Annotated in this window: 23 protein-coding genes; 18 read left to right on the forward strand and 5 right to left on the reverse strand. The window is 69.6% G+C overall.

The genetic code is table 11. The features are described from left to right. Positions 1-481: 481 nt before the first annotated feature. Positions 482-1,717 carry an MFS transporter gene (locus HMPREF1529_RS11670; RefSeq protein ID WP_016464989.1) on the reverse strand — a complete coding sequence of 412 codons (1,236 nt, stop codon included), beginning with the start codon at positions 1,715-1,717 and terminating at the stop codon, positions 482-484. Then, complete coding sequence (locus HMPREF1529_RS11675; RefSeq protein ID WP_005050063.1) at positions 1,714-2,145, reverse strand: MarR family winged helix-turn-helix transcriptional regulator; 432 nt, start codon at positions 2,143-2,145, stop codon at positions 1,714-1,716. Before HMPREF1529_RS11675 ends, HMPREF1529_RS11670 begins: the two co-directional genes overlap by 4 nt. Before the next feature lie 151 nt (positions 2,146-2,296). On the opposite strand from HMPREF1529_RS11675, the gene HMPREF1529_RS11680 reads away from it, so the two are divergent. The 9 genes from HMPREF1529_RS11680 to HMPREF1529_RS11720 are packed head-to-tail and all read left to right on the forward strand — an operon-like array spanning position 2,297 to position 10,947. Further along, positions 2,297-3,505, forward strand: a complete 1,209-nt coding sequence (locus HMPREF1529_RS11680) for a substrate-binding domain-containing protein (protein ID WP_016464990.1) — start codon at positions 2,297-2,299, stop codon at positions 3,503-3,505. Between the two features lie 36 nt (positions 3,506-3,541). Beyond that, on the forward strand, positions 3,542-4,330 hold the full coding sequence (locus tag HMPREF1529_RS11685) for an ABC transporter ATP-binding protein (protein ID WP_005050067.1): 789 nt from the start codon (positions 3,542-3,544) through the stop codon (positions 4,328-4,330). Next, positions 4,327-5,037, forward strand: a complete 711-nt coding sequence (locus HMPREF1529_RS11690) for an ABC transporter ATP-binding protein (protein WP_005050069.1) — start codon at positions 4,327-4,329, stop codon at positions 5,035-5,037. The genes HMPREF1529_RS11685 and HMPREF1529_RS11690 overlap by 4 nt, the downstream gene beginning before the upstream one ends. After that, entirely contained in the window at positions 5,034-5,909 is an 876-nt protein-coding gene (locus HMPREF1529_RS11695; RefSeq protein ID WP_005050070.1) for a branched-chain amino acid ABC transporter permease, read from the forward strand. Before HMPREF1529_RS11690 ends, HMPREF1529_RS11695 begins: the two co-directional genes overlap by 4 nt. Continuing rightward, a complete protein-coding gene (locus tag HMPREF1529_RS11700) occupies positions 5,906-7,048 on the forward strand; it encodes a branched-chain amino acid ABC transporter permease (RefSeq protein WP_016464991.1) in 1,143 nt (380 codons plus the stop codon). Before HMPREF1529_RS11695 ends, HMPREF1529_RS11700 begins: the two co-directional genes overlap by 4 nt. A 22-nt stretch (positions 7,049-7,070) precedes the next feature. After that, a complete protein-coding gene (locus HMPREF1529_RS11705) occupies positions 7,071-8,633 on the forward strand; it encodes a class I adenylate-forming enzyme family protein (RefSeq protein ID WP_005050074.1) in 1,563 nt (520 codons plus the stop codon). Continuing rightward, positions 8,620-9,297 (forward strand): TetR/AcrR family transcriptional regulator, encoded by a 678-nt coding sequence (locus tag HMPREF1529_RS11710; protein ID WP_005050076.1) that lies wholly within the window; start codon positions 8,620-8,622, stop codon positions 9,295-9,297. Before HMPREF1529_RS11705 ends, HMPREF1529_RS11710 begins: the two co-directional genes overlap by 14 nt. Beyond that, positions 9,290-10,042, forward strand: coding sequence for a 3-hydroxybutyrate dehydrogenase (locus HMPREF1529_RS11715; protein ID WP_016464992.1), 753 nt, complete (start codon positions 9,290-9,292; stop codon positions 10,040-10,042). The genes HMPREF1529_RS11710 and HMPREF1529_RS11715 overlap by 8 nt, the downstream gene beginning before the upstream one ends. Further along, positions 10,039-10,947: an alpha/beta fold hydrolase gene (locus HMPREF1529_RS11720; RefSeq protein WP_005050080.1), complete on the forward strand. Its 909-nt coding sequence runs from the start codon at positions 10,039-10,041 to the stop codon at positions 10,945-10,947. Before HMPREF1529_RS11715 ends, HMPREF1529_RS11720 begins: the two co-directional genes overlap by 4 nt. 121 nt (positions 10,948-11,068) lie before the next feature. Here HMPREF1529_RS11720 and HMPREF1529_RS11725 read toward each other — a convergent pair whose 3' ends face one another. Next, positions 11,069-11,857, reverse strand: a complete 789-nt coding sequence (locus HMPREF1529_RS11725; protein ID WP_005050082.1) for an IclR family transcriptional regulator — start codon at positions 11,855-11,857, stop codon at positions 11,069-11,071. Positions 11,858-11,963: 106 nt separating this feature from the next. Here HMPREF1529_RS11725 and HMPREF1529_RS11730 point away from each other — a divergent pair, with 106 nt between their 5' ends. The 4 genes from HMPREF1529_RS11730 to HMPREF1529_RS11745 all read left to right on the forward strand — a co-directional run bounded on the left by HMPREF1529_RS11730 (position 11,964) and on the right by HMPREF1529_RS11745 (position 15,939). Beyond that, positions 11,964-12,764, forward strand: a complete 801-nt coding sequence (locus HMPREF1529_RS11730; protein ID WP_016464993.1) for a CoA transferase subunit A — start codon at positions 11,964-11,966, stop codon at positions 12,762-12,764. A 1-nt stretch (position 12,765) separates the two neighbouring features. Further along, entirely contained in the window at positions 12,766-13,419 is a 654-nt protein-coding gene (locus HMPREF1529_RS11735) for a 3-oxoacid CoA-transferase subunit B (RefSeq protein WP_005050087.1), read from the forward strand. Beyond that, positions 13,416-14,600, forward strand: coding sequence for an acetyl-CoA C-acyltransferase (locus HMPREF1529_RS11740; RefSeq protein WP_016464994.1), 1,185 nt, complete (start codon positions 13,416-13,418; stop codon positions 14,598-14,600). Before HMPREF1529_RS11735 ends, HMPREF1529_RS11740 begins: the two co-directional genes overlap by 4 nt. A gap of 79 nt (positions 14,601-14,679) precedes the next feature. After that, positions 14,680-15,939: an MFS transporter gene (locus HMPREF1529_RS11745; protein ID WP_232212120.1), complete on the forward strand. Its 1,260-nt coding sequence runs from the start codon at positions 14,680-14,682 to the stop codon at positions 15,937-15,939. 45 nt (positions 15,940-15,984) lie between these two features. Here the strand turns inward: HMPREF1529_RS11745 and HMPREF1529_RS11750 are convergent, their stop codons facing one another. After that, entirely contained in the window at positions 15,985-16,611 is a 627-nt protein-coding gene (locus tag HMPREF1529_RS11750; RefSeq protein ID WP_005050093.1) for a TetR/AcrR family transcriptional regulator, read from the reverse strand. An 81-nt stretch (positions 16,612-16,692) separates the two neighbouring features. Between HMPREF1529_RS11750 and HMPREF1529_RS11755 the strand changes: the two genes are divergently transcribed. After that, positions 16,693-18,198, forward strand: coding sequence for an MFS transporter (locus tag HMPREF1529_RS11755; RefSeq protein ID WP_232212121.1), 1,506 nt, complete (start codon positions 16,693-16,695; stop codon positions 18,196-18,198). Between the two features lie 85 nt (positions 18,199-18,283). Next, the gene (locus tag HMPREF1529_RS16190; protein ID WP_005050097.1) at positions 18,284-18,448 is read left to right on the forward strand and encodes a hypothetical protein; all 165 of its coding nucleotides are present in this window, start codon (positions 18,284-18,286) and stop codon (positions 18,446-18,448) included. A gap of 70 nt (positions 18,449-18,518) precedes the next feature. On the opposite strand, the gene HMPREF1529_RS11760 is transcribed toward HMPREF1529_RS16190, so the two are convergent. Next, positions 18,519-18,773 (reverse strand): hypothetical protein, encoded by a 255-nt coding sequence (locus HMPREF1529_RS11760; RefSeq protein ID WP_005050100.1) that lies wholly within the window; start codon positions 18,771-18,773, stop codon positions 18,519-18,521. Between the two features lie 70 nt (positions 18,774-18,843). On the opposite strand from HMPREF1529_RS11760, the gene HMPREF1529_RS11765 reads away from it, so the two are divergent. The 3 genes from HMPREF1529_RS11765 to ilvD are packed head-to-tail and all read left to right on the forward strand — an operon-like array spanning position 18,844 to position 22,727. Further along, a complete protein-coding gene (locus tag HMPREF1529_RS11765) occupies positions 18,844-20,238 on the forward strand; it encodes an alpha,alpha-trehalose-phosphate synthase (UDP-forming) (RefSeq protein WP_036283717.1) in 1,395 nt (464 codons plus the stop codon). After that, positions 20,235-21,011, forward strand: a complete 777-nt coding sequence (gene otsB, locus HMPREF1529_RS11770; RefSeq protein WP_005050105.1) for a trehalose-phosphatase — start codon at positions 20,235-20,237, stop codon at positions 21,009-21,011. Before HMPREF1529_RS11765 ends, otsB begins: the two co-directional genes overlap by 4 nt. A 9-nt stretch (positions 21,012-21,020) precedes the next feature. Continuing rightward, positions 21,021-22,727, forward strand: a complete 1,707-nt coding sequence (ilvD, locus tag HMPREF1529_RS11775) for a dihydroxy-acid dehydratase (protein ID WP_005050108.1) — start codon at positions 21,021-21,023, stop codon at positions 22,725-22,727. Positions 22,728-22,758 lie beyond the last annotated feature (31 nt).

Raw genomic sequence — 22,758 nt, forward strand, 5'->3', positions numbered from 1 at the left:
CGTGCTGACTCGGCGGGATCCGGTGATCCAGGAATGGTCCAAGATTGCGCATCCCGGTCCGAAATAGACGACGTATGTTCACGAATTGGTGAGCGTTCCAACGTAGTCGCGATAGTCTCTCAACGAGCAACGATGCGAACTCATGGCGCTCCATGCGCGAAAGGAAGTTCCTGTTGACCAGGCATTTTTCTAGCCTCGGGCCGGTGGATCGTTTCGGATTCGGCAGTCAGGGTCCACTGCCTGTTGAAGCTGGTGAGGCATTCGATTTCGGATCAGTGGGTTCTGGGTTCGAGTCCCAGGGGGTGCACCGAAGGAAGGCCCGGCTCGCGAGTGATCGCGGACCGGGCCTTCGTCGTTGCTAACGCCCTTGCCCGCGCGCAGAACGGGAGGAGAGATCACCTCCGGAGGATGAACGCGCCGTTGCGCTCCTCCCGGGGTGAATTCTCCTCCCGAACTGCCCCCAAGCTCCGGCGAGGACGGCCTATGCCGCGTCGCCCACGAGCACCGCGGCTGCCTCTTCCGCGGCATCCGCATCGTGCGCGTCGATGCGCGCCAGCGCCCGGCGGCCGATCAGGATCGTCGCGGCCGAGATCAGCAGCGAGATGCCGGCGAACACGAACGGTACCGAGGCGTTGAACGCGTGCCACAGCGCAGCGGCGATCGGGGGAGCGGCAGCTCCGCCGAGGAAGCGGACGGCCGAGTACGCCGACGAGGCCACCGATCGCGGCAGGTCGGTCGCCTCCATCACCGACTCGGTGAGGATCGTGTTCATGAGACCCAGGAGCAGTCCGCCGACGATGATGCAGACCACCAGCCCCGCAGCCGAGGCCACGACGACCGCGGCTACGAACAGGTCGATCGCCAGCAACGGCAGCACGATGAGCATCGCCGTGCTCCGCGACAGTCGACGCAGCAGGATCGGTGCGATCCACACGCTCGTGATCGCCAGCGCCACGCCCCAGCCGAAGAAGGTCAGACCGATCCCCATCGCACCGAACCCGAGCGGGAAGGGGGAGAAGGCCAGCAGGACGAAGAAGCCGATGTTGTAGAAGAGGGCGGTGACTGCGAGCACCGCCAAGGCCGGCTGGCGCAGCGCCTGGAAAGGCGCCGACAGCGTCACGGGCGTCCGCTTCTCCTCGCCGCCGCGCAGCAGCACGAGCACCGCGAGGAAGGCGATCGCCATCAGCGCGACGACACCGAAGAACGGACCGCGCCAGCTGATCTCACCCAGGATGCCGCCGAGGAGCGGACCGATCGCGATGCCCAGACCGAGCGCCGCCTCGTACAGGATGATCGCCGCGGCGCTGCCGCCCGAGGCCGCCCCGACGATCGTCGCGAGCGCGGTCGAGATGAACAGGGCGTTGCCCAGGCCCCACCCGGCGCGGAAGCCGATCACGGCATCGACGCTTCCCGATACGGCGCACAGCAGAGCGAACACGACGATGAGGCCGAGGCCGATCAGCAGCGTCGCCTTCGTGCCGATGCGGGAGGAGATCCAGCTCGTCACGAGCATCGCAAGACCCGTGACGACGAGGTAGCTCGTGAAGAGCAGCTCGGTCTCCACGGGAGTGGCGCGCAGTGACTCGGCGATGGCGGGAAGGATCGGGTCGACCAGACCGATGCCCATGAAGGCGATGACGCACGCGAAGGCGACGGCCCAGACCTGAGCGGGCTGGCGCCAGATGGTGACCTTCTGGGACGTGTGGGCGTTGTTCATCGAGCCACCTCCGCCACGCGTGTACGCGCGTTGACGATGTCCGCGGCGCGGCGGATGGTGCGCCATTCGTCCTCGTCCAGGTCGGCGAAGCGCGGTGCGAGGGCTGAGCTCAGCACTTCCAGCCACTCGTCGAGGGCGGTCATGCCGGCCTCTGTGGCCGAGACGAGCGTTGCGCGGGAGTCGTCGGGGTCGCTCGTCCGCTCCAAGAGCCCGGCATCCGCCATCTGTGCGACCAGCCGCGTCATCCCGGGTTGAGTGACCCGCGAGAGCGTCGCCAGGTCGCCGATGCGCAGCGGTCCGTTGTCGCGGAGGAGCACCAGCGTGCGCCACTGGGCGGAGGGGGCGTCGGTGCGGGTGTCCAGGGCCACCACCCGTGTGAGGGCGTGCGCGCCGATGAGCAGTCGCAGGATGTCGTCGGAGTGTTGCATACCGCAAGCATATACCCGAGGTATGCAAAGAGGTTATCGGATCGTGACCGCGCGTCGGTGCGCGTTGTTTGACACGGGGCGTCCGCCTGCACATGATTGCAGTACCTGAATCGGTTCTCAGGTCTTCCTTCCAACGGTGAAAGGCACGCACATGCGGGTTACGAAGAAGTTGCTCCACGTGAGTTTTGTGGCCGTCGTCGCGACGACGGTTCTCGCCCTGTCGGCCTGCGCGCCGCAGGACGCGACGACGGGTGGAACGGCGACCGCCGGCGGCGGACCCGCGGAGGTCACGGTCGGTGTCGTCACGAGCGAGACAGGTCCGCTCGCCGGCTACGGCAAGCAGTATCTCGACGGCTTCAAAGCCGGTCTCGACTACGCCACCGACGGTTCCAACGAAGTGGACGGCACCAAGATCACCGTTGACTACCGCGACGATGCGGGCGACCCCGACACGGCCGTCGGCGTCGCAAAGGAGCTCATCGGTCAGGGGGTGAACATCCTGGCGGGCAGCGCCTCCTCGGGTGTCGCCGCTGCCGTCGCCGAGCAGGCGGGGCAGAACAAGGTCCTCTTCATCTCAGGCCCCGCTGCCGCCGACGCTCTGACGGGTGTGAATGCGTACACGTTCCGCAGCGGTCGTCAGTCCGCGCAGGATGTCGCGACCGCGGGCACTTTCCTCGGCGACCTCACCGGCAAGACCGTGACGGTCTTCGCCCAGAACAACGCCTTCGGCAAGGGCAACGAGGCCGCCGTCACCGCCATCCTCGGTGGGAAGGGCGCGACCGTGAACAGCGTGCTCGTCGCCGAAGACGTCACCGAGTTCACGCCGTTCGCCCAGCAGGTGCTCGCCGCCAAGCCCGACCTCGTCTTCGTCGCTTGGGCCGGTGCCACGTCCGGCGCGATGTGGCAGTCGATGAGCCAGCAGGGCGTGCTGGACGCCGTCCCCGTCGTCACCGGTCTCGGCGACTCGGCGACGTTCGGTGCCTATGGTGCGGCATCCGAGAAGATCAAGTTCCTGAACTACTACTTCCCGGGGGCCCCGGACAACGACGTGAACACCAAGATGGTCGAGGCCGTCACCAAGGCCGGCGGAACGCCCGACCTGTTCACCCCCGACGGCTTCAACGCGGCATTCATGATCGTCCACGCCGTCAAGGAAGGGAAGGGCGACGTCGAGGCGATGGTCAAGAGCCTCGAGGACTACACGTTCCAGGGCCCGAAGGGTGCGCTCACCGTGCGCGCCGGCGACCACGCGCTCATCCAGGACATGTACCAGGTCAAGCTCGTCGCCAACGGCGGCAGCTTCACACCCGCGCTCGTCGACACCGTTCCCGCCGAGCAGGTCGCCCCGGCGAAGAAGTAGATCGCGACACGGCATCCCGAAACGAGGCGCATCCGTATGAGCACCCCCGTCCCGTCCGCGCTGCTGATCGAAGGTCTCGGCCTGCAGATCGGCGGAGCGACCATCCTGAAAGACGTCGACCTCGATGTCGCGCCCGGCAGCATCGTCGGCGTGATCGGGCCGAACGGCGCAGGAAAGACCACGCTGTTCAATGTGATCTCGGGCGTCGCGCGGCCGACCGCAGGTCGCATCGTGATGGACGGTGTCGACATCACTCGCGCGTCCATCGCACAGCGTGCGCGGGCGGGACTGGGGCGCACGTTTCAGACCTCGAGCCTGTTCCCGCGCCTCAGCGTGCTGGAGAACGTGCGCCTGGCGGCCCAGGTCGGCCGCGGCGGAAACTTCTCGCTGCTGCGCTTTCCTCGCAGAACGGATGCCGCAACGGAGCTCGCTTTCGATCAGCTCGTGAAGGTCGGGCTCACCCACAAGCTCGACACGGCGGCCGGTGACATCTCCCACGGTGACAAGCGCAAGCTTGAGATCGCCGTCCTGTTGGCGACCGAGGCCAAGATCGTGCTGCTCGACGAGCCGATGGCGGGCGTCGCGTCCGGCGACGTCGCCGGGCTCGTCGACACCATCCGAGAGATGCAAGAGCTGACGGGCTGCACGGTGCTGATGGTGGAGCACCACATCGACGTGCTCATGGGCTTCGTCCAGAAGGTCGCCGTCATGTACTCCGGGTCGATCATCGCGTTCGACTCACCCGCGCGGATCATGGAGAACCCCGTGGTGCAGAGCGCCTACCTCGGCCGCGGCCTGGAGCCGGCGGGGGAGTCGGCCGCATGAGCACACCGATCCTCACGGTCACGCACCTGTCGGCAGCCATCGCGGGTCAGCAGGTCGTCGAGGACGTCTCCTTCGAAGTTCCGGCGACGGGGATCACCGCCGTGCTCGGCCGCAACGGGGTCGGCAAGACGTCGACCATGCGCGCCGTCCTGGGGCTCATCTCGCGCAAGGGGAAGGTCCTGCTCGCGGGCGAGCGCATCGACGGGTTGCCCACCCACCGCATCGTCCAGCGCGGCGTGGGCTACGTCCCGGAGGACCGCGAGGTGTTCGCCAGCCTGACCGTCGCCGAGAACCTCGCCCTCGCCGAGCGTGACAGCAAGCCGCGCCGGGAGTTCGTCGCCGAGCTCTTTCCCGACCTGATGGCGCGGCGGTCGCAGCTCGCGGGAACGCTCTCCGGTGGACAGCAGCAGATGGTGTCGGTCGCGCGAGCGCTGCTCAACGACAACCGCATCCTGTTGGTCGACGAGCCCACGAAGGGCCTCGCCCCGAAGATCGTCGGCGACGTGGCGCGCGCCCTTCAGGAAGCCGCGAAGATCGTGCCGATCCTCCTCGTGGAACAGAACCTGGACGTCGTGCGCGCTCTCGCCGACGGCGCCATCGTCATCGCCGGTGGGCGCGTCGTCCACACGGGGAAGGCGCGCGACATCCTCGACGACGACGCCCTGACCACGCGCCTGCTCGGCGTCAGCGCGGAGGTGCACTCGTGAGCAGCATCGTCCTCATCCTCCTCACCGGTGTCGGGCTCGGCGCGCTGTACTTCCTCGTCGCGTCGGGGCTGAGCCTGATCTACGGCCTGATGCACGTGCTCAACTTCGCGCACGGTGCCTTCCTCACCCTCAGCGCCTTCATCGGATGGCAGGTGGCGCAGGCTCTGGGCACGGCCTCGTGGGGCTCGTTCGTCGTCTCGATCCTCGTCGGTGCCGCCGTCGGCGCGCTGTTCGCGACGCTCACCGAGCTGGTGCTCATCCGCCCGCTCTACGAGCGTCATATCGAGCAGGTGCTCGTGACGGTCGGACTCTCCTTCGCCGCGGTCGCGCTGTTCGAGGGCATCTGGGGGACGGATGCCGTGAACATCGCCGGTCCCGCGTGGTTGAAGGAGACCACCGAGATCCTCGGGGCGCGCATCCCGAACACCTACTGGGTTCTGATGCTGGCCGCAGCCCTCGTGCTCGTCGCCCTCGTGCTGTTCCTGAAGAAGACGCGATACGGGATGATCATCCGGGCCGGCGTCGAGAACCGCGCGATGGTGACCGCCCTCGGCATCGACGTGCGCCGCAGCTTCACCCTCGTGTTCGCGATCGGGGGCGCGGCCGCCGGCATCGGCGGAGTCCTCGCCATGCACTACACGACGTTCGTGTCGGCACACCTGGGCGCGACGCTGCTCATCTTCGCGTTCATCGTGACCGTCATCGGCGGCCTCGGCTCGCTCACGGGCGCCGCGATCGCGTCGGTGCTTGTCGCGGTGCTGCAACAGTTCGCGAACGTCTACCTGAGCGGCACGGGCGACTTCATCGTGGTGGTGCTGCTCGCTGTCGTGCTCCTCGTGCGACCCACCGGACTCATGGGGAGGAAAGCATGACCGTCACCACCGGGGTTCCCACCCTCGTGCCCGGCCGCAAGGGGGCCTACCTGCCGTTCGTCGTCGGTGCCACGCTCGTGGTCGTGATGGCCGTGCTGCCGCTGCTGAACATCTCGATCCCCGGCATCCTGCCGGGAGCGACCTACACGCCGGGCTCGCTCGCCCTCCTCTCGCTGTGCATGGTGTTCGCGGCTCTCGCCCTCTCCTACAACCTGCTTCTGGGGACGTCCGGGATGCTGTCGTTCGGCCATGCGCTGTACTTCGGCGTCGGGGCGTACGGTCTCGGACTCGCGCTGAAGTTCTTCGGCGTCCCGCTGTGGCCTGGGGCGCTCATCGCGCTCGTCGGCGGTCTCGCCATCGCCGCGTTCACCGGCGCGATCTCGATGCGGGTGTCCGGCATCCCGTTCGCGATGGTCACCCTCGCGTTCGCCCAGGCGGGATCGGTGCTCGTCCGCCGCAACCAGGACGTCACGGGTGGCGAGGAGGGTCTGCGTCTCCCCGTCGACCAGGTGCCCTCCTGGCTCGTGGGCGTGTCGAACACGCGCAACCTGTACTGGGTGACGCTCTGCGTGCTGGTGGTCGTCTACCTCGTCGTGCTCTGGGTGGACCGCTCGCGGCTCGGACATCTCGCGCAGGCGGTGCGTGAGACCGAGCTGCGCGTGCAGGTGCTCGGACTGCGCCCCTACACCGCGAAGCTGCTCGTCTTCATCCTCGCCGCCCTCTGCGCCTCGCTCGCCGGCATCGCGTACATGCTGCTGCAGTCGGGCACGCAGCCCAGCACCGTCGGCGCCGATCTCACGATCACCGTGCTCGTGATGGTGGTTCTCGGCGGCGTCGGGTTCCGGTGGGGTGCCATCGTGGGCGGTGTGCTGTACACGATCCTCGACCAGCGGCTCACGGTGCTGGCGCGCGCGGAGTGGATCCGCGACCTTCCCGACGTGCTGCGCATCCCGTTGTCGGAGCCGCTGTTCCTGCTGGGCGTACTGTTCATCCTCGTGGTGATGTTCCTGCCCGGCGGCATCGCCGGCACGATCGATGCGGCGGTGCGTCGTCGTCGGGGCGAGCGCACACGCTCGCAGCTGCGCCAGATCGACGACGCGGACGAGACCGTCGCGGAGCCCGCGGGGGTGCGCGCGTGAGCGTCCGAACGAGGTGGAGATCGTGAACGGCGACCTCGACGGCGCGCACACGATCGGCCGCTGGCTCACCGATCGCGCCGGCGGCACACCCGACCGCACCGCCATCGACGACCGCGGTGTGCGCATCGGCTACGGCGACCTCGAAGCCCGGGCCCGCGAGCTCGCGGCATCCCTCCGGCGCGCCGGATACGGTCCCGGCGACCGGCTCGCGACGATCACCGGCAACTCGATCGACCACGTGGTGGTGTTCTTCGCCTGCGCGAAGGCCGGCATCGCGATGGTGCCGCTGTCGTGGCGGCTGTCGTCACGCGAACTGAGCGAGGCGCTCGTGCACGCGGCCCCCGCGCTCGTGGCGATCGAGGACGAGTACCTCGGGGTGGCCAACGACGCGCTCGCGCGGCTGGACGCACCCCCGCCCACGACCCTGCTCGGAACGACCGGTATCGAGGCCGCGGTTCCGCGACGCGGGGACGGGAGGGATGCCGCGCCCGCCCGGGCCGTCCGTGACGACGATCCGCTTCTCGTCATCTACACCTCCGGCAGCGAGGCCGCGCCTAAGGGCGTCGTCCTCACCCACGCGAACTGCTTCTGGAACAACCTCGCGCTGGCCGGTGTCGCCCAGCTGACCACCGAGGACATCGTGCTCGCGGTGCTGCCGCAGTTCCATGTCGCCGCGTGGAACTGTCAGCCGTTGCTGGCATGGTGGGCCGGCGCGACGGTCGTCCTCGAACGCTCCTTCCAGCCTCGGCGGGTGCTGCAGCTGCTCGCCGAGCGGGGTGTGACGGCGATGATGGGGGTGCCCACCCAGTACCGGCTGCTGATCGACGACCCCGGCTTCGCCGCGCTCGCGCGCGGACGGCTGCGCCAGGCGCTCGTCGGCGGCGCGACGATCCCACCGGCGCTCGCGGCGCGGTGGGCGGATGCCGGTGTGCCGCTCACCCAGGGTTACGGCCTGACCGAGGCCGCTCCCAACGTGCTGTGCCTGCCGGCATCCGAGAGCCGCGCGCACCCCGGCGCCGCTGGGCGGCCCTACCCGCACGTGGACGTGCGGGTCGTCGATCCCGACTCCGGTCTCGAACTCGGCGGTGAGGCGACCGGCGAGCTGTGGGTACGCGGTCCGAGCGTCTTCGCCGGGTACCTCCACGATGCGGAGGCGACGGCGCGGGCGATGGCCGGGCCGTGGCTTCGCACCGGCGACATCGTGCACCGCGACCGCGACGGCGTGTTCCGCATCGTCGACCGGCGCAAGGACATCTTCATCTCCGGCGGTGAGAACGTCGCCCCCGCGGAGGTCGAGCGCGCACTTCTGCTGCACCCTGCGATCGCGGACGCCGCCGTCGTCGGCGTGCCGGACGATGTGTGGGGCGAGCGCGGCGTCGCGTTCGTCGTGCGTGCTGAGGGGGCCGCTCTCGGCACCGACGAGGTGCTCGCGCACGCCCGCGCCGAGCTCGCGAGTTTCAAAGTCCCCGTGCGCGTCGCCTTCGTGGACGAGCTTCCACGGTCCACGATCGAGAAGTTGGCCCGTTCGCGACTGCGCGCACGGGCCGCCGACATGGTGAGAGGAAGTGCTCGTGAGCACAGTTGAGCAGTTCGAGCCCGAAGCGGCTTTCTCCGCGGCCGGCAAACCGCTGACCAAGCGCGGAGAGGCGACCCGCCGCAAACTCCTCGAAGCCGCCGAGGACGTCTTCGCGCGGCTCGGCTACCACGAGGCCTCGATCGTCAAGATCACCGAGAGCGCCGGCATCGGCCTCGGCACCTTCTACCTCTACTTCGACAGCAAGCAGCAGATCTTCGAGGAGCTCGTCGTCGATCTCAACCGGCGTGTGCGACACGCGATGGCCGAGGCCATGGCGGGCACCGACAACCGCATCGACGCCGAACGTGCGGGCTTCGAGGGGTTCTTCCGCTTCACGGCCGCGCACCCGGCCCTGTACCGCGTGGTGCGTGAGGCGGAGTTCGTCTCGCCCGAGATGCTGCGCCTGCACTACACCCGCATCGTGGAGGGGTACGAAGCCGGGCTGCGCGCCGCCCAGGCATCCGGCGACGTCGATGCCGGTCTCGACCCGGAGGTGACCGCCTGGGCCCTCATGGGCGCCGGTGAGCTGATCGGCATGCGCTTCCTGCTGTGGGAGCGCGACGATGAGGGGCAGCCCCCGGCGGCGATCCCCGACGCCGTCATCGACGGCATGATGCGCTTCATCCGCAACGCGCTCGCGGCACGCGGCGAGAGAGGACAGGACCATGACTGAACAGGACCTCGCCGGGCGTCGCGCCGTCGTGACCGGCGGCGCGAGCGGCATCGGCCTCGCGTGCGCCGAGGAGTTCGCCGCGCGCGGCGCGCACCTGGTCATCGCCGACTTCAACGGCGACGCCGCGCACGAGGTGGCGCAGCGCCTCGGCGGTGAGGCGTGGGTCGTGGACCTCTCCGCGACGGAGGCGCTGGACGACCTGTCGCTGGATGCCGACATCCTCGTCAACAACGCGGGCGTGCAGACCGTCGCGCCGATCACGGAGTTCTCGCCGGACCGCTTCCGGTTCATGCAGCGGCTCATGGTCGAATCGCCCTTCCTTCTCATCCGGGCCGTGCTGCCCGGGATGTACGAGCGCGGCTGGGGTCGCATCATCAACATCTCCAGTGCGCATGGCCTCCGCGCAAGCGCGTACAAGTCGGCCTACGTGACGGCCAAACACGCCCTGGAGGGGCTGTCGAAGGGGACGGCGCTGGAGGGCGGGCCGCACGGGGTGACCAGCAACTGCATCAACCCCGCGTATGTGCGCACGCCCCTGGTCGAGAAGCAGATCGCCGACCAGGCGAGCGTCCACGGCATCGCCGAGGACGACGTCGTCGAGAAGATCATGCTCACCGAGTCGGTGATCAAGCGCCTGATCGAGCCGACGGAGGTCGCCTCACTCGCCGGATGGCTCGCGAGCGACCACGCCGGCATGGTGACCGGCGCCAGCTACACGATGGACGGCGGGTGGACGGCGCGATGAGCACCCGCGTGGTGCGTGGGGTCGATGTCGCCGTCCCCGGCGGTTCGCTGCGGGTCGGTGTGTGGGAGGCCGACCCCGGCGCCCCGACGATCCTCGCCGTCCATGGGGTCACCTCGTCGCACCTCGCGTGGGAGCTGCTCGCCGAGGCGCTTCCGCACGTGAGGATCATCGCGCCGGATCTGCGCGGACGCGGTCGCAGCAACGGCGTGCAGGGAGCAGCGGGTATGGCGGCCCACGCCGACGATCTGGCCACCGTATGCGCGGCGTTGCACGCCGTGCCCGACCTCGTGGTGGCGCACTCCATGGGCGCGTTCGTGTCGGTCGTGTTCGCGCACCGGCATCCGGACCTGGTTGCGCGTCTGCTCCTCGTCGACGGGGGACTGCCGCTGGCGGCTCCGGCCGACCTGACGCCGGACGAGCTCGTCGCGGCGATCCTCGGGCCGACGGCTGCGCGACTCTCGCGCCGCTTCGCCGACGTGGACGACTATCTGGCGTTCTGGCGCGCGCACCCCGCGTTCGCGGACGACTGGTCGCCGGCGCTCGAGCATTACCTCGCGTACGACCTCGAACGCGAGCCCGACGGCTCGTACCGACCGGCGACGAGCTACGCCACCACCGTCGAGGACACGGTCGACATGAACACGCGTGACACGGTGCGCGACGCTCTCGACGCGATCACCACGCCGACCACCCTCGTCACCGTGCCGCGGGGACTGCAGGACGAGACGCCTGGGCTGTATCCGCCGGTCCACCTCGCCGCCCAGCTGGCGGCCTATCCGTCGGTGGCGCATGTTGCCTGGCCGGAGTTCAACCACTACACGGTGGTGCTCTCCCACGCAGGTGCCGACCGCCTGGCCGCGCTGGTGGAGGAGCAGCTCGCCGCCTCCGTCCCCCACGCGCCGTAGCTCCGGCGCGTCCCGCGGCATCCCGAGAAACCATCGGCGTCTCGACACATCACCGCTGCGGTGGTTTCTCGTCGTCGAGGTGGTTTCTCGGCGGGGGATGCCGGGGCGGAGGCGGAGGCGGCTAGCGCGCGCCGGCGGCGATGCGCGTGGTCAGCTGGTGCGCGTGGGCGAGGAGCGTACGTCCGAGGTCGGGAACGCGCTCGGGGGAGAAGCGGAAGTCGACCCCGGTGAGGCTCAGCGCCCACTGCGGGTGACCCGCGCGCGTGAACACGGCCGCCCCGATGCCGTAGCTGCCCTCGACGATGAGCCCTGGGTTGAGGGCGTAGCCGCGGGCCTGCGTCTCTCGCAGACGCGCGCGCAGACGCGGCTCGGCGTGCGCCGCGCCGTGGCGCTCGGCGAGCTCGGGATGCCGGTCGAAGTACGCGTCCACATCGTGAGGCGGCAGGAACGCAAGGATGGCCAGCCCTGCCGAGGCGACGCCCAGGGGGAAGCGCACGCCCTCCGACAGGACGAACGACCGGATCGGGAACGCGCCGTCCTCGCGGATGAGGCACACCGTCTCGTCGCCACGGCGCACCGACAGGAACGCGCTCTCCTCGGTGCGCACCGCGAGCGAGCGGACGATGTCGCGCGCGATGGCGGTGATGTCGTAGCGGGATGCCGCGACCGTGCCCATCAGATAGAGCTCGGGTCCCGGCATCCAGGCGCCGGAGTGCTCGTCCTGGTCGACGAGGCCCTCGTGACGCAGCGCGCTCAGCAGGCGATGCGCGGTCGGGCGGGTCAGCTCGGCGCGGCGTGCGATCTCCGCGACCGACAGGCCCTGCTCGCCCGCCGACGTGACGAGTCGGAGGAGTGCCGCCGCGCGTGCCACTGACTGTGCGCCGGGGATGGTTCGTCGCGAGGCGTCCATGATGTGGACAGTACGCGCCGCGGCATCCACATGGCAAGCGCCGACGTGCGCGGCCGTGTGCGACGGCGGAGTATGGAGGTGATACGCGGTGACAAAGGAGTGATTCGTGATCGACAAGACCTACCCGTCGGCTGCCGATGCGGTGGCCGACATCCCGGACGGCGCGTCGCTGGCCGTCGGCGGATTCGGCCTCTCGGGAAATCCCATCGCGCTCATCGAGGCGCTGCTGGCTCAGGGCACGCGCGATCTGTCGATCGTCTCGAACAACTGCGGCGTCGACGACTGGGGCCTCGGCGTGCTGCTGAACGCGAAACGCATCCGCAAGATGACCTCCTCCTACGTCGGCGAGAACAAGGAGTTCGAGCGGCAGTTCCTCTCCGGCGAGCTCGAGCTGGAGCTGACACCGCAGGGCACGCTCGCCGAGAAGCTCCGGGCCGGCGGCGCGGGCATCGCGGCCTTCTTCACCCAGACCGGCGTCGGCACCCAGGTCGCGGAGGGCGGGCTGCCGCGCAAGTACGACGGCGCCGGGGGCATCGAGGTGGCGTCGCCGCCGAAGGACGTCCGCGCCTTCGCCGTCACCGGAGTGGAACGGGACTACGTGCTCGAGGAGGCGATCGTCACGGACTTCGCGCTCGTGCACGCCGCGAAGGGCGACACCCACGGCAACCTCGTCTTCCACAAGGCCGCCCGCAATTTCAATCCGCTCGCCGCCATGGCCGGGAGGGTCTGCATCGCGCAGGTCGAGGAGCTCGTCGCCCCCGGCGAACTCGACCCCGACGGCATCCACCTGCCCGGCATCTACGTGCACCGCATCGTGGAGGTTGGCACCGACATCGAGAAGCGCATCGAGCGCCGCACCGTCACGGTCGACGACAGCGCCGATCGCGACATCCCGGAAGGAGCCTGAGATGGCGCTCACCCGCAACGAGATGGCCGCACGTGCGGCCGCGGAGCTGGCCGACGGGTCGTACGTGAACCTCGGCATCGGGTTGCCGACGCTCGTGCCGAACTTCGTGCCCGACGACGTGACCGTCGTGCTGCAGTCGGAGAACGGCATCCTCGGCGTCGGTCCGTACCCGACCGAAGCGCACGTCGACCCCGACCTCATCAACGCCGGCAAGGAGACCGTCACCGTCCTTCCGGGCGCCGCGTTCTTCGACTCGGCGCTGAGTTTCGGCATGATCCGCGGCGGCAAGATCGACGCGGCCATCCTCGGCGCGATGCAGGTGTCGGCCTCCGGAGACCTGGCGAACTGGATGATCCCCGGGAAGATGGTCAAGGGTCCGGGCGGCGCTATGGACCTCGTCCACGGTGCGGAGCGGGTGATCGTGCTGATGGAGCATGTCGCCCGCGACGGCTCGGCCAAGATCGTGAACGCCTGCTCGCTGCCGCTGACCGGACGCGGCGTGGTCGACCGCATCATCACCGACCTGGCCGTCATCGACGTCACGGACGGCGGCCTCGTCCTCATCGAGACGGCCCCCGGCGTGAGCGTCGACGAGGTCATCGCCGCCACCGAACCCGATCTGATCATCGCCGACGCACTCAAGGAGATCGCATGAGCACCGACGACATCGTCATCGTGGCCGCCGCCCGCACGCCGCAGGGGCGGCTCAAGGGGCAGCTCGCCTCGTTCACCGCGGCGCAGCTCGGCGGGTTCGCCATCGCCGGCGCGCTCGCGCAGGGCGCCATTGCCGCCGAGGCCGTGGATGCCGCGATCATGGGACAGGTGCTGCCGGCCGGTGCCGGACAGAACCCGGCGCGGCAGGCGGCCCTCGCCGGCGGACTCGGCTGGGACGTCCCGGCATCCGCTGTCAACAAGGTGTGCCTGTCGGGCCTCACCGCGATCATCGACGCCAAGCGGATGATCGCGTCCGGCGACGCGAGGGTCGTCGTCGCGGGCGGCATGGAGTCGATGACGCGTGCGCCGCACCTGCTCATGGGCTCGCGCGAGGGCTGGAGCTACGGATCCGTCGAGGTGCTCGACCACATGGCCCACGACGGTCTGACCGACGCGTACGACCGCGAGAGCATGGGCGCCTCCACGGAGCGGCTGAACCCGCACTTCGAGGTCACGCGCGAGCAGCAAGACCGCGTCGCCGCCCTGTCGCACCAGCGCGCCGCGGCGGCTCGGGATGCCGGGATCTTCGACGCCGAGATCGTCGCCGTCGAGGTGGCGCAACGCCGCGGTCCCGCGGTGACGATCACCACCGATGAGGGCATCCGTGACGAGACCACCGAGGAGACGCTTGCGGGTCTTCGCCCCGCATTCTCGGCCGACGGGTCGATCACGGCCGGCAACGCGTCGCAGATCTCCGACGGCGCCGCCGCCGTGGTGCTGACCACACGCGCGCACGCCGACGCGAGCGGATGGCCGGTGCTTGCCGTGGTCGGCGCTGCCGGGCAGGTCGCCGGCCCCGACAACTCGTTGCACGCGCAGCCCGCGCGCGCGATCGCGCAGGCCCTGCAGCGTCAGCAGCTCGCGGCATCCGATCTGGATCTCGTCGAGATCAACGAGGCGTTCGGCGCCGTCGTCGCCCGCTCGCAGCGCGAGCTCGGGGTGGGGGAGGACGTCGTGAACATCCACGGCGGCGGCATCGCCCTCGGGCACCCGATCGGCGCCTCCGGCGCGCGGCTCGTGGTGCACGCCGTGCACGAGCTCGTCCGCCGCGGTTCGGGCACGGCCGCGGTCGGCCTCTGCGGCGGGGGAGGCCAGGGCGAGGCGTTGATCCTCACGCGCTGACGTGCGCTGACGCGCGTGGGCCGGTCGTCGCAACCGGCGCGGTGGTCCGGCAGTGGCGGCCCTCCCGGCTATCGTCGGGGTGACGCACGGGGGAGGTGACCGCGTGGGCGGAGCGCGCGACGAACGGCCTGCGGCGTTCGTCCGGTACTGGACGGCGGCCGCGCTGAGCTCGTTCGGCACCGCCATCACGACGGTCGCGATGCCCGTTCTCGTGGTCCAGCTGCTCGGTGCGACATCGCTCGAGGTCGGTGTCGTCAACGCGGCGCAGTTCGTTCCCTACGCCGTGCTCGGCGTCATCGCCGGTGTGTACACGGATCGCTGGCGTCGCCGCCCCATCCTCGTCTGGGCCAGCATCGGGCGGGCGCTGTCGCTCGGGGCGGTGCCCGTGCTCTGGGCCTGCGGCATCCTCCAGGTGTGGATGCTGGTCGTCGCGCTCCTGCTGTTCGGATCGTTCTCGGTGTTCGGCTTCGCCGCGGCACAGTCCCTCCTGCCTCGTCTCGTGCCGCGTGACCGGTTGCTTCGCGCCAACATGCGACTGGACCAGACGGATGCCGCGGCCCAGACGCTCGGCCCGACCATCGGCGGCGGCCTCGTGGGGCTGGTCGGCGCTCCCCTCGCCATCGTCATCGACGCGGTGAGCTACCTCGCTGACGCCGTGCTGAACGCCACCCTGAGGGTCGAGGAGCCGCGGGCGCCGCGTCGCCCAGCCCGACTGCGCACCGAGATCGGCGAGGGGATGCGGTGGACGTACCGGCATCCGATGCTGGGCCCTCTCACCGTATCGACCCACGTCTGGTTCGTCGCCAACGGCGCGGCGATGACGGTGCTGTCGCTGCTGGCGCTTCGCGAGCTGGGATTCTCCGCGCTCACGTACGGGTTGCTGCTGACGGTCTTCGGAGTCTCGAGCCTGATCGGAGCGTCGAGCGCCGCCGTGATCACGGGACGCATCGGCGCGGGACGCGCGATCGTGGGCGCACGCTCGCTCTACCCGCTGGCGTGGATCCTGGTCGCCGTGGCGCCGCCGTCGGAGCTCGGCGCGGCTCTTCTGTTCGTCGCGATCGGCGTGCAGGGCGTCGCGATGGGCATCGAGAACACGCCGGAGCAGCTCCTCTGGCAGACGCTCACTCCCGATCGGCTCCTGGGGCGTACCAACGCGACCCGACGTGCGGGCAACCGGACGCTCGCCGCTGTCGGGGCGTTGTCGGCCGGCGCCGCCGTCGGCCTCGTCGGGGATCGGGGCGCTCTGGCCGCGACCGTCGTGGTGTTCGCCGTCGCCGCGGCGATCGCGTGGCTCTCTCCGCTGCGCCGCCGCGGGGACGAACCTCCGGCGTTCGATTGACGTTTCTCGCCAGCGCACGGTCCGTCGAGACCCCCGCGCGCCCCGTCAGCCGGCGCGGAGTCCGAGCGAGGGCAGCAGGACCTCGTCGACGAGGGCGATGATGTAGTCGCGGTCGACGGCGGTGCCGAGCATGAGGGTCTTGTAGGCCGTCATGGCCGGGATGACCTGGGCGACGAGGGCGACATCGACATCGGCGGAGACTTCCCCGCGGTCGATGGCGCGCTGGATGAGCACGCGCAGGGCCGCGGCCCGGGGCTCGACGATGACTGCGCGCGCGGCGTCGGCGAACTCCGGCGATTCCGACATGAGCGACACCATCCCCGCCATGATGCGGAGCTTGCGCTCACCGTCCTTCATGACGGGAGCCTTGATGTTGGCGATGAGGTCGCCGCGCAGCGATCCCGTGTCGGGGAGCTCTGCGGGGGAGCCGCTCTTCATGCAGGCCACGGCCTCGATGACGAGCTCGGCCTTCGAAGGCCACCGCCGATAGAGGGTCGCCTTCCCCGCTCGTGCGCGGGTCGCGACCATGTCGACGGTCATCCGCTCGTAACCCTTCTCGGCGAGGATGTCGAGGGCGGCCGACAGGATCTCGGGGTCGCGCGAGTGGTCGCGCTTGCGCCCGAGTCGGGGGGTGGGGTCGACGTCCTCCGCGTTGAGGGTGGTCTCTGTCATGAGAACAGTGTAGTTCAGGAACTCCTAGGTTCAGGAACTATTTGGTTTCGGAACTGGCGGGTGTCGTATATAGTCTCCCGCATGACCTCACCCTCACCCGCCGCCGCTGTCGCGGCACACTCCGGCCAGCGCTGGCTGACGCTCGCCGTCGTCGCGCTGGCTCAGCTGATGGTCGTGCTCGACGCGACCGTCGTGAACATCGCCCTGCCGGCCGCCCAGGCCGATCTGCAGTTCTCCGACGGAGACCGGCAGTGGATCATCACGGCCTACTCTCTGGCCTTCGGCTCGCTCCTGCTGCTCGGCGGGCGACTGTCGGACCTCATCGGGCGCAAGCGCGCTTTCATCATCGGACTGCTCGGCTTCGCCCTCGCCTCCGCCCTGGGCGGGATGGCCGACACCTTCGGCCTGCTCGTGTTCGCACGCGCCCTGCAGGGCGCGTTCGGCGCGCTGCTGGCACCGACGGCGCTCGCGGTGCTCACGACGACCTTCACCGACCCGAAGGAACGCGGCCGCGCGTTCGGTGTCTTCGGTGCGATCGCCGGGGCCGGTGGCGCCATCGGGCTGCTCTTCGGCGGCATCCTGACGGAGGATCTGAGCTGGCGCTGGAACCTGTACATCAACGATGTGATCGCCGTCTTCGCCATCGTCGGCGCGATCTTCTTCGTGCACACCGTCGCGCGCACCGGGCCGCGGCCCAAGCTCGACGTGCCCGGCACGATCCTCGTCTCCGGTGCTCTGTTCGCGCTCGTCTACGGGTTCGCCCACGCCGAGACCGACGGCTGGGATGCTCCGCTCACCTGGGGCATGCTCACGGCATCCGCCGTCCTGATGCTCACATTCGTGCTGTGGCAGCGTCGCGCGACGCACCCGCTGCTGCCGCTGCGCATCGTGATGGACCGCAACCGCGCCGCCGCGTACAGCTCGATCCTGATCGCCGGCGCCGGGATGTTCGGCATCTTCCTGTTCGTGACCTACTACCTGCAGACCACGCTCGGCTACTCGCCCATCCAGACTGGACTCTCGTTCCTGCCGATGATCGCGATGCTCGTGCTCAGCGCTCAGCTGTCCACCAACATCTTCCTGCCCCGGTTCGGACCGAAGGCGATGGTTCCCATCGGGATGCTGCTCGCGATGAGCGGGATGCTGCTGCTGACACTGCTCGACCGGGACAGCCAGTACGCCGCGAACGTCCTGCCCGCGCTCATGCTGCTCGGGCTCGGGATGGGCTCGATCATGCCGCCGTCGATCCAGACGGCGACCCTCGGCGTGGATCGGGAGTTCGCGGGCGTCGCTTCGGCGATGGTCAACACATCGCAGCAGGTCGGTGGCTCCATCGGCACCGCCCTGCTCAACACGCTCGCCGCCACGGCGGCCGCTGACTTCGTCGCCGCGCGCACGCCGGTCACCCCCGATGTGCTCGCGGATGCGGCCATCCACAGCTACGCCACGGCGTACTGGTGGGGTGCGGGGGCGTTCGCCCTCGGCGCGGTCGTCGCCGCACTGACCTTCCGGCGCAAGGCCGACACGCAGGCGGCGCGCGATGCCGTCGCCGCGGACGCAGCGGGCGAGCCGGTACTCGCCCACTGACGTCGCGGTCGCCGGCAGACAGCGCCGTCCGACACCGTCGACGGTGTCGGACGGCGCTCGCACGGACCGCGGATAGTGTCGGCGTATGCCGATCATCACGTCCGTGACCGCATCCGATCGTGACGCGTGGCTGCGGCTGTGGAACGACTACCTGACCTTCTACGCCTCCGAGCTGACCGACGAGGTGACGGCGCTGGTGTTCGCGCGGCTCGCGGCGCAGGACGGGCTGCACGGGGCGTGCGCCCTATGACCGGGTCGCGACCGACACCGGCTTCGTGCACTACGAGATCGGGCTCTGATCTCGTCGGGGGCATCGGTGCTCAGCGCTGGAGGCGCGTGGCCAGCAGCTTCTGTTCCCTCCCACGGATGGGGGAGTCCGTCGAGACGACGCGCCCGCGTGAGGCGCGGTACGTGTCGACGATCGTGCCGATCGACAGCGCGAGCGTGATGCCCCAGCTCAGCCAGGCGAGCGCCTGACGCCAGGTGAACGGCACGTCGCCGCGCAGTCCCCGCAGCAGCGCGAGGCCGCTGGTCACGGCGGAGATGATCCCGGTCCCGAACAGGTACTTGCGCATGAGACCACGTTAGCCTGGAAGAACGCCTGCCGAGAGGAGCCGCGTGAGCGACCCGAAGTCAAAGGCCGACATGATCGTCGTGTCCAACCGTTTGCCCGTCGACCACGACCCCAGCGTCGAGGGCGGGTGGCGTCGCTCACCCGGAGGTCTCGTCGCCGCGCTCGAGCCGGTGCTCCAGCAGACCGGGGGCGCGTGGGTCGGCTGGCCCGGGACCGCGGGGCTGGAGCTCGAGCCGTTCGAGCTCGACGGCATGGAGCTCGTTCCGGTGACGCTCACCGACGAGGACGTCGAGCTCTACTACGAGGGCTTCTCCAACGACACCATCTGGCCGCTGTATCACGACGTCATCTCGCCGCCCGCCTACCACCGCGAGTGGTGGGAAGCCTATGTCCGCGTCAACGAGCGGTTCGCCGCCGCCGCGGCATCCGTTGCCGCTCACGGAGCGGTGGTGTGGGTTCAGGACTACCAGCTCCAGCTCGTCCCGCGGCTGCTGCGGGTGCTGCGACCGGATGTGGTGATCGGCTACTTCCACCACATTCCCTTCCCCGCATACGGTCTGTTCGCGCAGCTTCCGTGGCGCAAGCACGTGCTGGCCGGTCTGGTCGGAGCCGACGTCATCGGCTTCCAGCGGGTGCAGGATGCCGGCAACTTCACGAACGCCGTGCGGCGCCAGTTGGGGTTCGAGACGAAGTCGGGCGCGATCCGCGTGGTCGCGGATGATGGTTCCGTGCGCACGGCCGTGGCGAAGGCGTACCCGATCTCGATCGACACGCAGCTCTACGACGAGATCGCCCGGCGCCCCGAGGTCCAGGCGCGAGCGAAGGAGATCCGTGCGAGCCTCGGCGACCCGCAGACCGTGATCTTCGGTGTCGATCGCCTCGACTACACGAAGGGCATCGGCCATCGGCTCAAGGCCTACGGCGAGCTCCTCGAGGAGGGCCGCCTGGACGTCGAGGACGTCACGCTCGTCCAGGTCGCGAGCCCCAGTCGCGAGCGCGTCGCCGCATACATGCAGCTGCGCGACGAGATCGAGCTCACCGTGGGACGCATCAACGGCGACCACGACACCGTCGGCCACACCGCGATCAGGTATCTGCATCACTCGTACCCGCGCGAGGAGATGGTCGCCCTGTATCTCGCGGCCGACGTGATGCTCGTCACGGCGCTTCGCGACGGCATGAACCTCGTCGCGAAGGAGTATGTCGCCAGTCGCATCGACAGTCGCGGGGTGCTCGTGCTCAGCGAGTTCACCGGCGCCGCCGACGAGCTCTCGCAAGCCGTGAAGGTCAACCCCCACGACATCGACGGACTCAAGGACGCGATCATGGCGGCGGTCGAGATGCAGCCCGCCGAGCAGGCCCGCCGGATGCGGGGCCTGCGCCGGCGTGTGCGCGACCACGACGTCGCCGACTGGTCACGACGCTTCCTGGCCGACCTCGACGCCGTCCGGAAGCAGGACGCGTGAGCGGCTGGGAGCCCATCGCCGGCCTGGCGCGTGTGCCGCGGTTGCTCGTCGCACTCGATTTCGACGGCACGCTCGCGCCCCTGGTCGACGAGCCGATGGCGGCGCGCATGAGCCAGGATGCGCGGGCAGCGGTCGAGGCCCTCGCACAGGCGCCGGGGACGACGGTCGCCTTGGTCTCGGGACGGACGCTGCGCGATCTGCGGGTGATCGCCGAGTACGACGACGACTCGCCGCTGCTTCTGGCCGGCTCGCACGGCGCGGAGCAGTGGCCGCCTCCGGGGGAGGCACCGGCTCCCGTGGACCCTCTGCTGCTCGCGCAGCGCGACGACCTGCGCGCGCGTGCCGAGGCCATCGCCGCCGACGCCGACCGTGCCTGGGTCGAGCCGAAGGAGTTCGGCTTCGCGCTGCACACGCGCCTCGTGTCGGATGCCGCCGCCGCGCGCGGCGCGCAGGAGAGGATCGCTGCGCTCATGGCCGCGGAGGCTTCCGACTGGCGTCGTCGTGACGGCCACGACATCCTCGAGTACGCCTTCCGTGCGGAGGGCAAGGACGGCGCGGTCGCACGGCTGCGCGCGCAGACCGGTGCGAGCGCGGTGCTGTTCGCCGGCGACGACGTGACCGATGAGGACGCCTTGCGCAGTCTCCAGCCGGGTGACGTGGGTGTGCGGGTCGGCCCGGGTGAGACCGCGGCGACTGTTCGTGTCGCCGGCATCCCCGAATTGGCGGCGCTGTTGACACGTCTGGCGCGCGAACGGGACACCCTGCGGGAATAGACTTCGAGGATGCCGGACAGCGATCCCTCCATCGACATCAAGCCCCGCAGTCGTGTCGTCACGGACGGCATCGAGGCGACCACCTCCCGCGGCATGCTGCGCGCCGTCGGCATGGGCGACGAGGACTGGGACAAGCCCCAGATCGGCATCGCGTCCAGCTGGAACGAGATCACGCCGTGCAACCTGAGCCTGGACAGGCTCGCGCAGGGCGCGAAGGAGGGCGTGCACGCCGGCGGCGGGTACCCCCTGCAGTTCGGGACCATCTCCGTCTCCGACGGCATTTCGATGGGTCACGAGGGCATGCACTTCTCGCTCGTGTCCCGCGAGGTCATTGCCGACTCCGTGGAGACCGTGGTCATGGCCGAGCGGCTCGACGGCACGGTGCTGCTCGCCGGCTGCGACAAGTCGATTCCGGGCATGCTCATGGCCTCTGCCCGCCTCGATCTGTCGAGCGTTTTCCTTTACGCAGGATCCATCGCGCCGGGCTGGGTGAAGCTGTCGGACGGCACCGAGAAGGACGTCACGATCATCGACTCGTTCGAAGCGGTCGGCGCGTGCCTTGCGGGGAAGATGAGCGAGGCCGACCTCAAGCGCATCGAGTGCGCGATCGCCCCCGGAGAGGGGGCGTGCGGTGGCATGTACACCGCGAACACGATGGCGTCCGTCGCCGAAGCCCTGGGGTTGAGCCTTCCGGGCTCGGCCGCGCCGCCTTCTGCGGACCGTCGGCGCGACTACTACGCGCACCGGTCGGGGGAGGCGGTGGTGAACCTGCTGCGCCAGGGCATCACGACGCGCGACATCCTCACGAAAGAGGCATTCGAGAACGCCATCGCCCTGGCCATGGCGCTCGGCGGCTCGACCAACGTCGTGCTGCACCTGCTCGCCATCGCCCGCGAAGCTGATGTCGAGCTGAGCCTGCACGACTTCAACCGCATCGGTGACAAGGTGCCGCACGTGGCGGATATGAAGCCGTTCGGTAAGTACGTGATGAACGACGTCGACCGTCACGGCGGCATCCCCGTGATCATGAAGGCCATGCTCGACGAGGGACTGCTGCACGGCGACGCCCTCACGGTGACGGGGAAGACCCTCGCCGAGAACCTCGCCGAGCTCGATCCCGACCCGATCGACGGCACCGTCATCCACACCTTCGATGACCCGATCCACGCGACGGGCGGCATCACGATCCTCCACGGCTCACTGGCTCCCGAGGGCGCCGTCGTCAAGACAGCGGGCTTCGATGCGTCGGTGTTCGAGGGGCCCGCGCGGGTGTTCGAGCGGGAGCGCGCGGCGATGGACGCCCTGGAGGCGGGCGAGATCGCCGCGGGCAGCGTGATCATCATCCGCTACGAGGGCCCGAAGGGCGGCCCCGGCATGCGCGAGATGCTCGCCATCACGGCGGCCATCAAGGGCGCGGGGCTCGGAAAAGATGTACTACTCTTGACGGACGGCAGATTCTCAGGCGGCACAACCGGCCTGTGCATCGGCCACATAGCACCCGAAGCGGTGGACGCAGGTCCCATCGCCTTCGTGCGCGATGGTGATCTGATACGGGTCGATATCGCGGCTCGCACTCTCGACCTACTCGTCGACGACGCAGAGCTGAACTCCCGCCGTGACGGCTGGGAGCCGCTTCCCCCGCGCTACACCCGTGGCGTTCTGGCCAAGTACTCGAAACTCGTGCGCTCCGCAGCGGAGGGCGCGACGACCGGCTGAGGCCGTGACTCCCAGGGCGGGAAGCCGCCCT

It is taken from the genome of Microbacterium sp. oral taxon 186 str. F0373, from assembly GCF_000411455.1.
Lineage (GTDB): Bacteria > Actinomycetota > Actinomycetes > Actinomycetales > Microbacteriaceae > Microbacterium.

Coding starts and splice junctions, on each gene's coding strand:
- HMPREF1529_RS11740 (WP_016464994.1), top strand. CDS start 13,416: ATGAGCACCGACGACATCGTCATCGTGGCCGCCGCCCGCACGCCGCAG.
- HMPREF1529_RS11765 (WP_036283717.1), top strand. CDS start 18,844: ATGATCGTCGTGTCCAACCGTTTGCCCGTCGACCACGACCCCAGCGTC.
- HMPREF1529_RS11720 (WP_005050080.1), top strand. CDS start 10,039: ATGAGCACCCGCGTGGTGCGTGGGGTCGATGTCGCCGTCCCCGGCGGT.
- HMPREF1529_RS11670 (WP_016464989.1), bottom strand. CDS start 1,717: ATGAACAACGCCCACACGTCCCAGAAGGTCACCATCTGGCGCCAGCCC.
- HMPREF1529_RS11690 (WP_005050069.1), top strand. CDS start 4,327: ATGAGCACACCGATCCTCACGGTCACGCACCTGTCGGCAGCCATCGCG.
- HMPREF1529_RS11675 (WP_005050063.1), bottom strand. CDS start 2,145: ATGCAACACTCCGACGACATCCTGCGACTGCTCATCGGCGCGCACGCC.
- HMPREF1529_RS11715 (WP_016464992.1), top strand. CDS start 9,290: ATGACTGAACAGGACCTCGCCGGGCGTCGCGCCGTCGTGACCGGCGGC.
- HMPREF1529_RS11725 (WP_005050082.1), bottom strand. CDS start 11,857: ATGGACGCCTCGCGACGAACCATCCCCGGCGCACAGTCAGTGGCACGC.
- HMPREF1529_RS11750 (WP_005050093.1), bottom strand. CDS start 16,611: ATGACAGAGACCACCCTCAACGCGGAGGACGTCGACCCCACCCCCCGA.
- HMPREF1529_RS16190 (WP_005050097.1), top strand. CDS start 18,284: ATGCCGATCATCACGTCCGTGACCGCATCCGATCGTGACGCGTGGCTG.
- HMPREF1529_RS11685 (WP_005050067.1), top strand. CDS start 3,542: ATGAGCACCCCCGTCCCGTCCGCGCTGCTGATCGAAGGTCTCGGCCTG.
- HMPREF1529_RS11680 (WP_016464990.1), top strand. CDS start 2,297: ATGCGGGTTACGAAGAAGTTGCTCCACGTGAGTTTTGTGGCCGTCGTC.
- ilvD (WP_005050108.1), top strand. CDS start 21,021: ATGCCGGACAGCGATCCCTCCATCGACATCAAGCCCCGCAGTCGTGTC.
- HMPREF1529_RS11700 (WP_016464991.1), top strand. CDS start 5,906: ATGACCGTCACCACCGGGGTTCCCACCCTCGTGCCCGGCCGCAAGGGG.
- HMPREF1529_RS11735 (WP_005050087.1), top strand. CDS start 12,766: ATGGCGCTCACCCGCAACGAGATGGCCGCACGTGCGGCCGCGGAGCTG.
- HMPREF1529_RS11760 (WP_005050100.1), bottom strand. CDS start 18,773: ATGCGCAAGTACCTGTTCGGGACCGGGATCATCTCCGCCGTGACCAGC.
- HMPREF1529_RS11755 (WP_232212121.1), top strand. CDS start 16,693: ATGACCTCACCCTCACCCGCCGCCGCTGTCGCGGCACACTCCGGCCAG.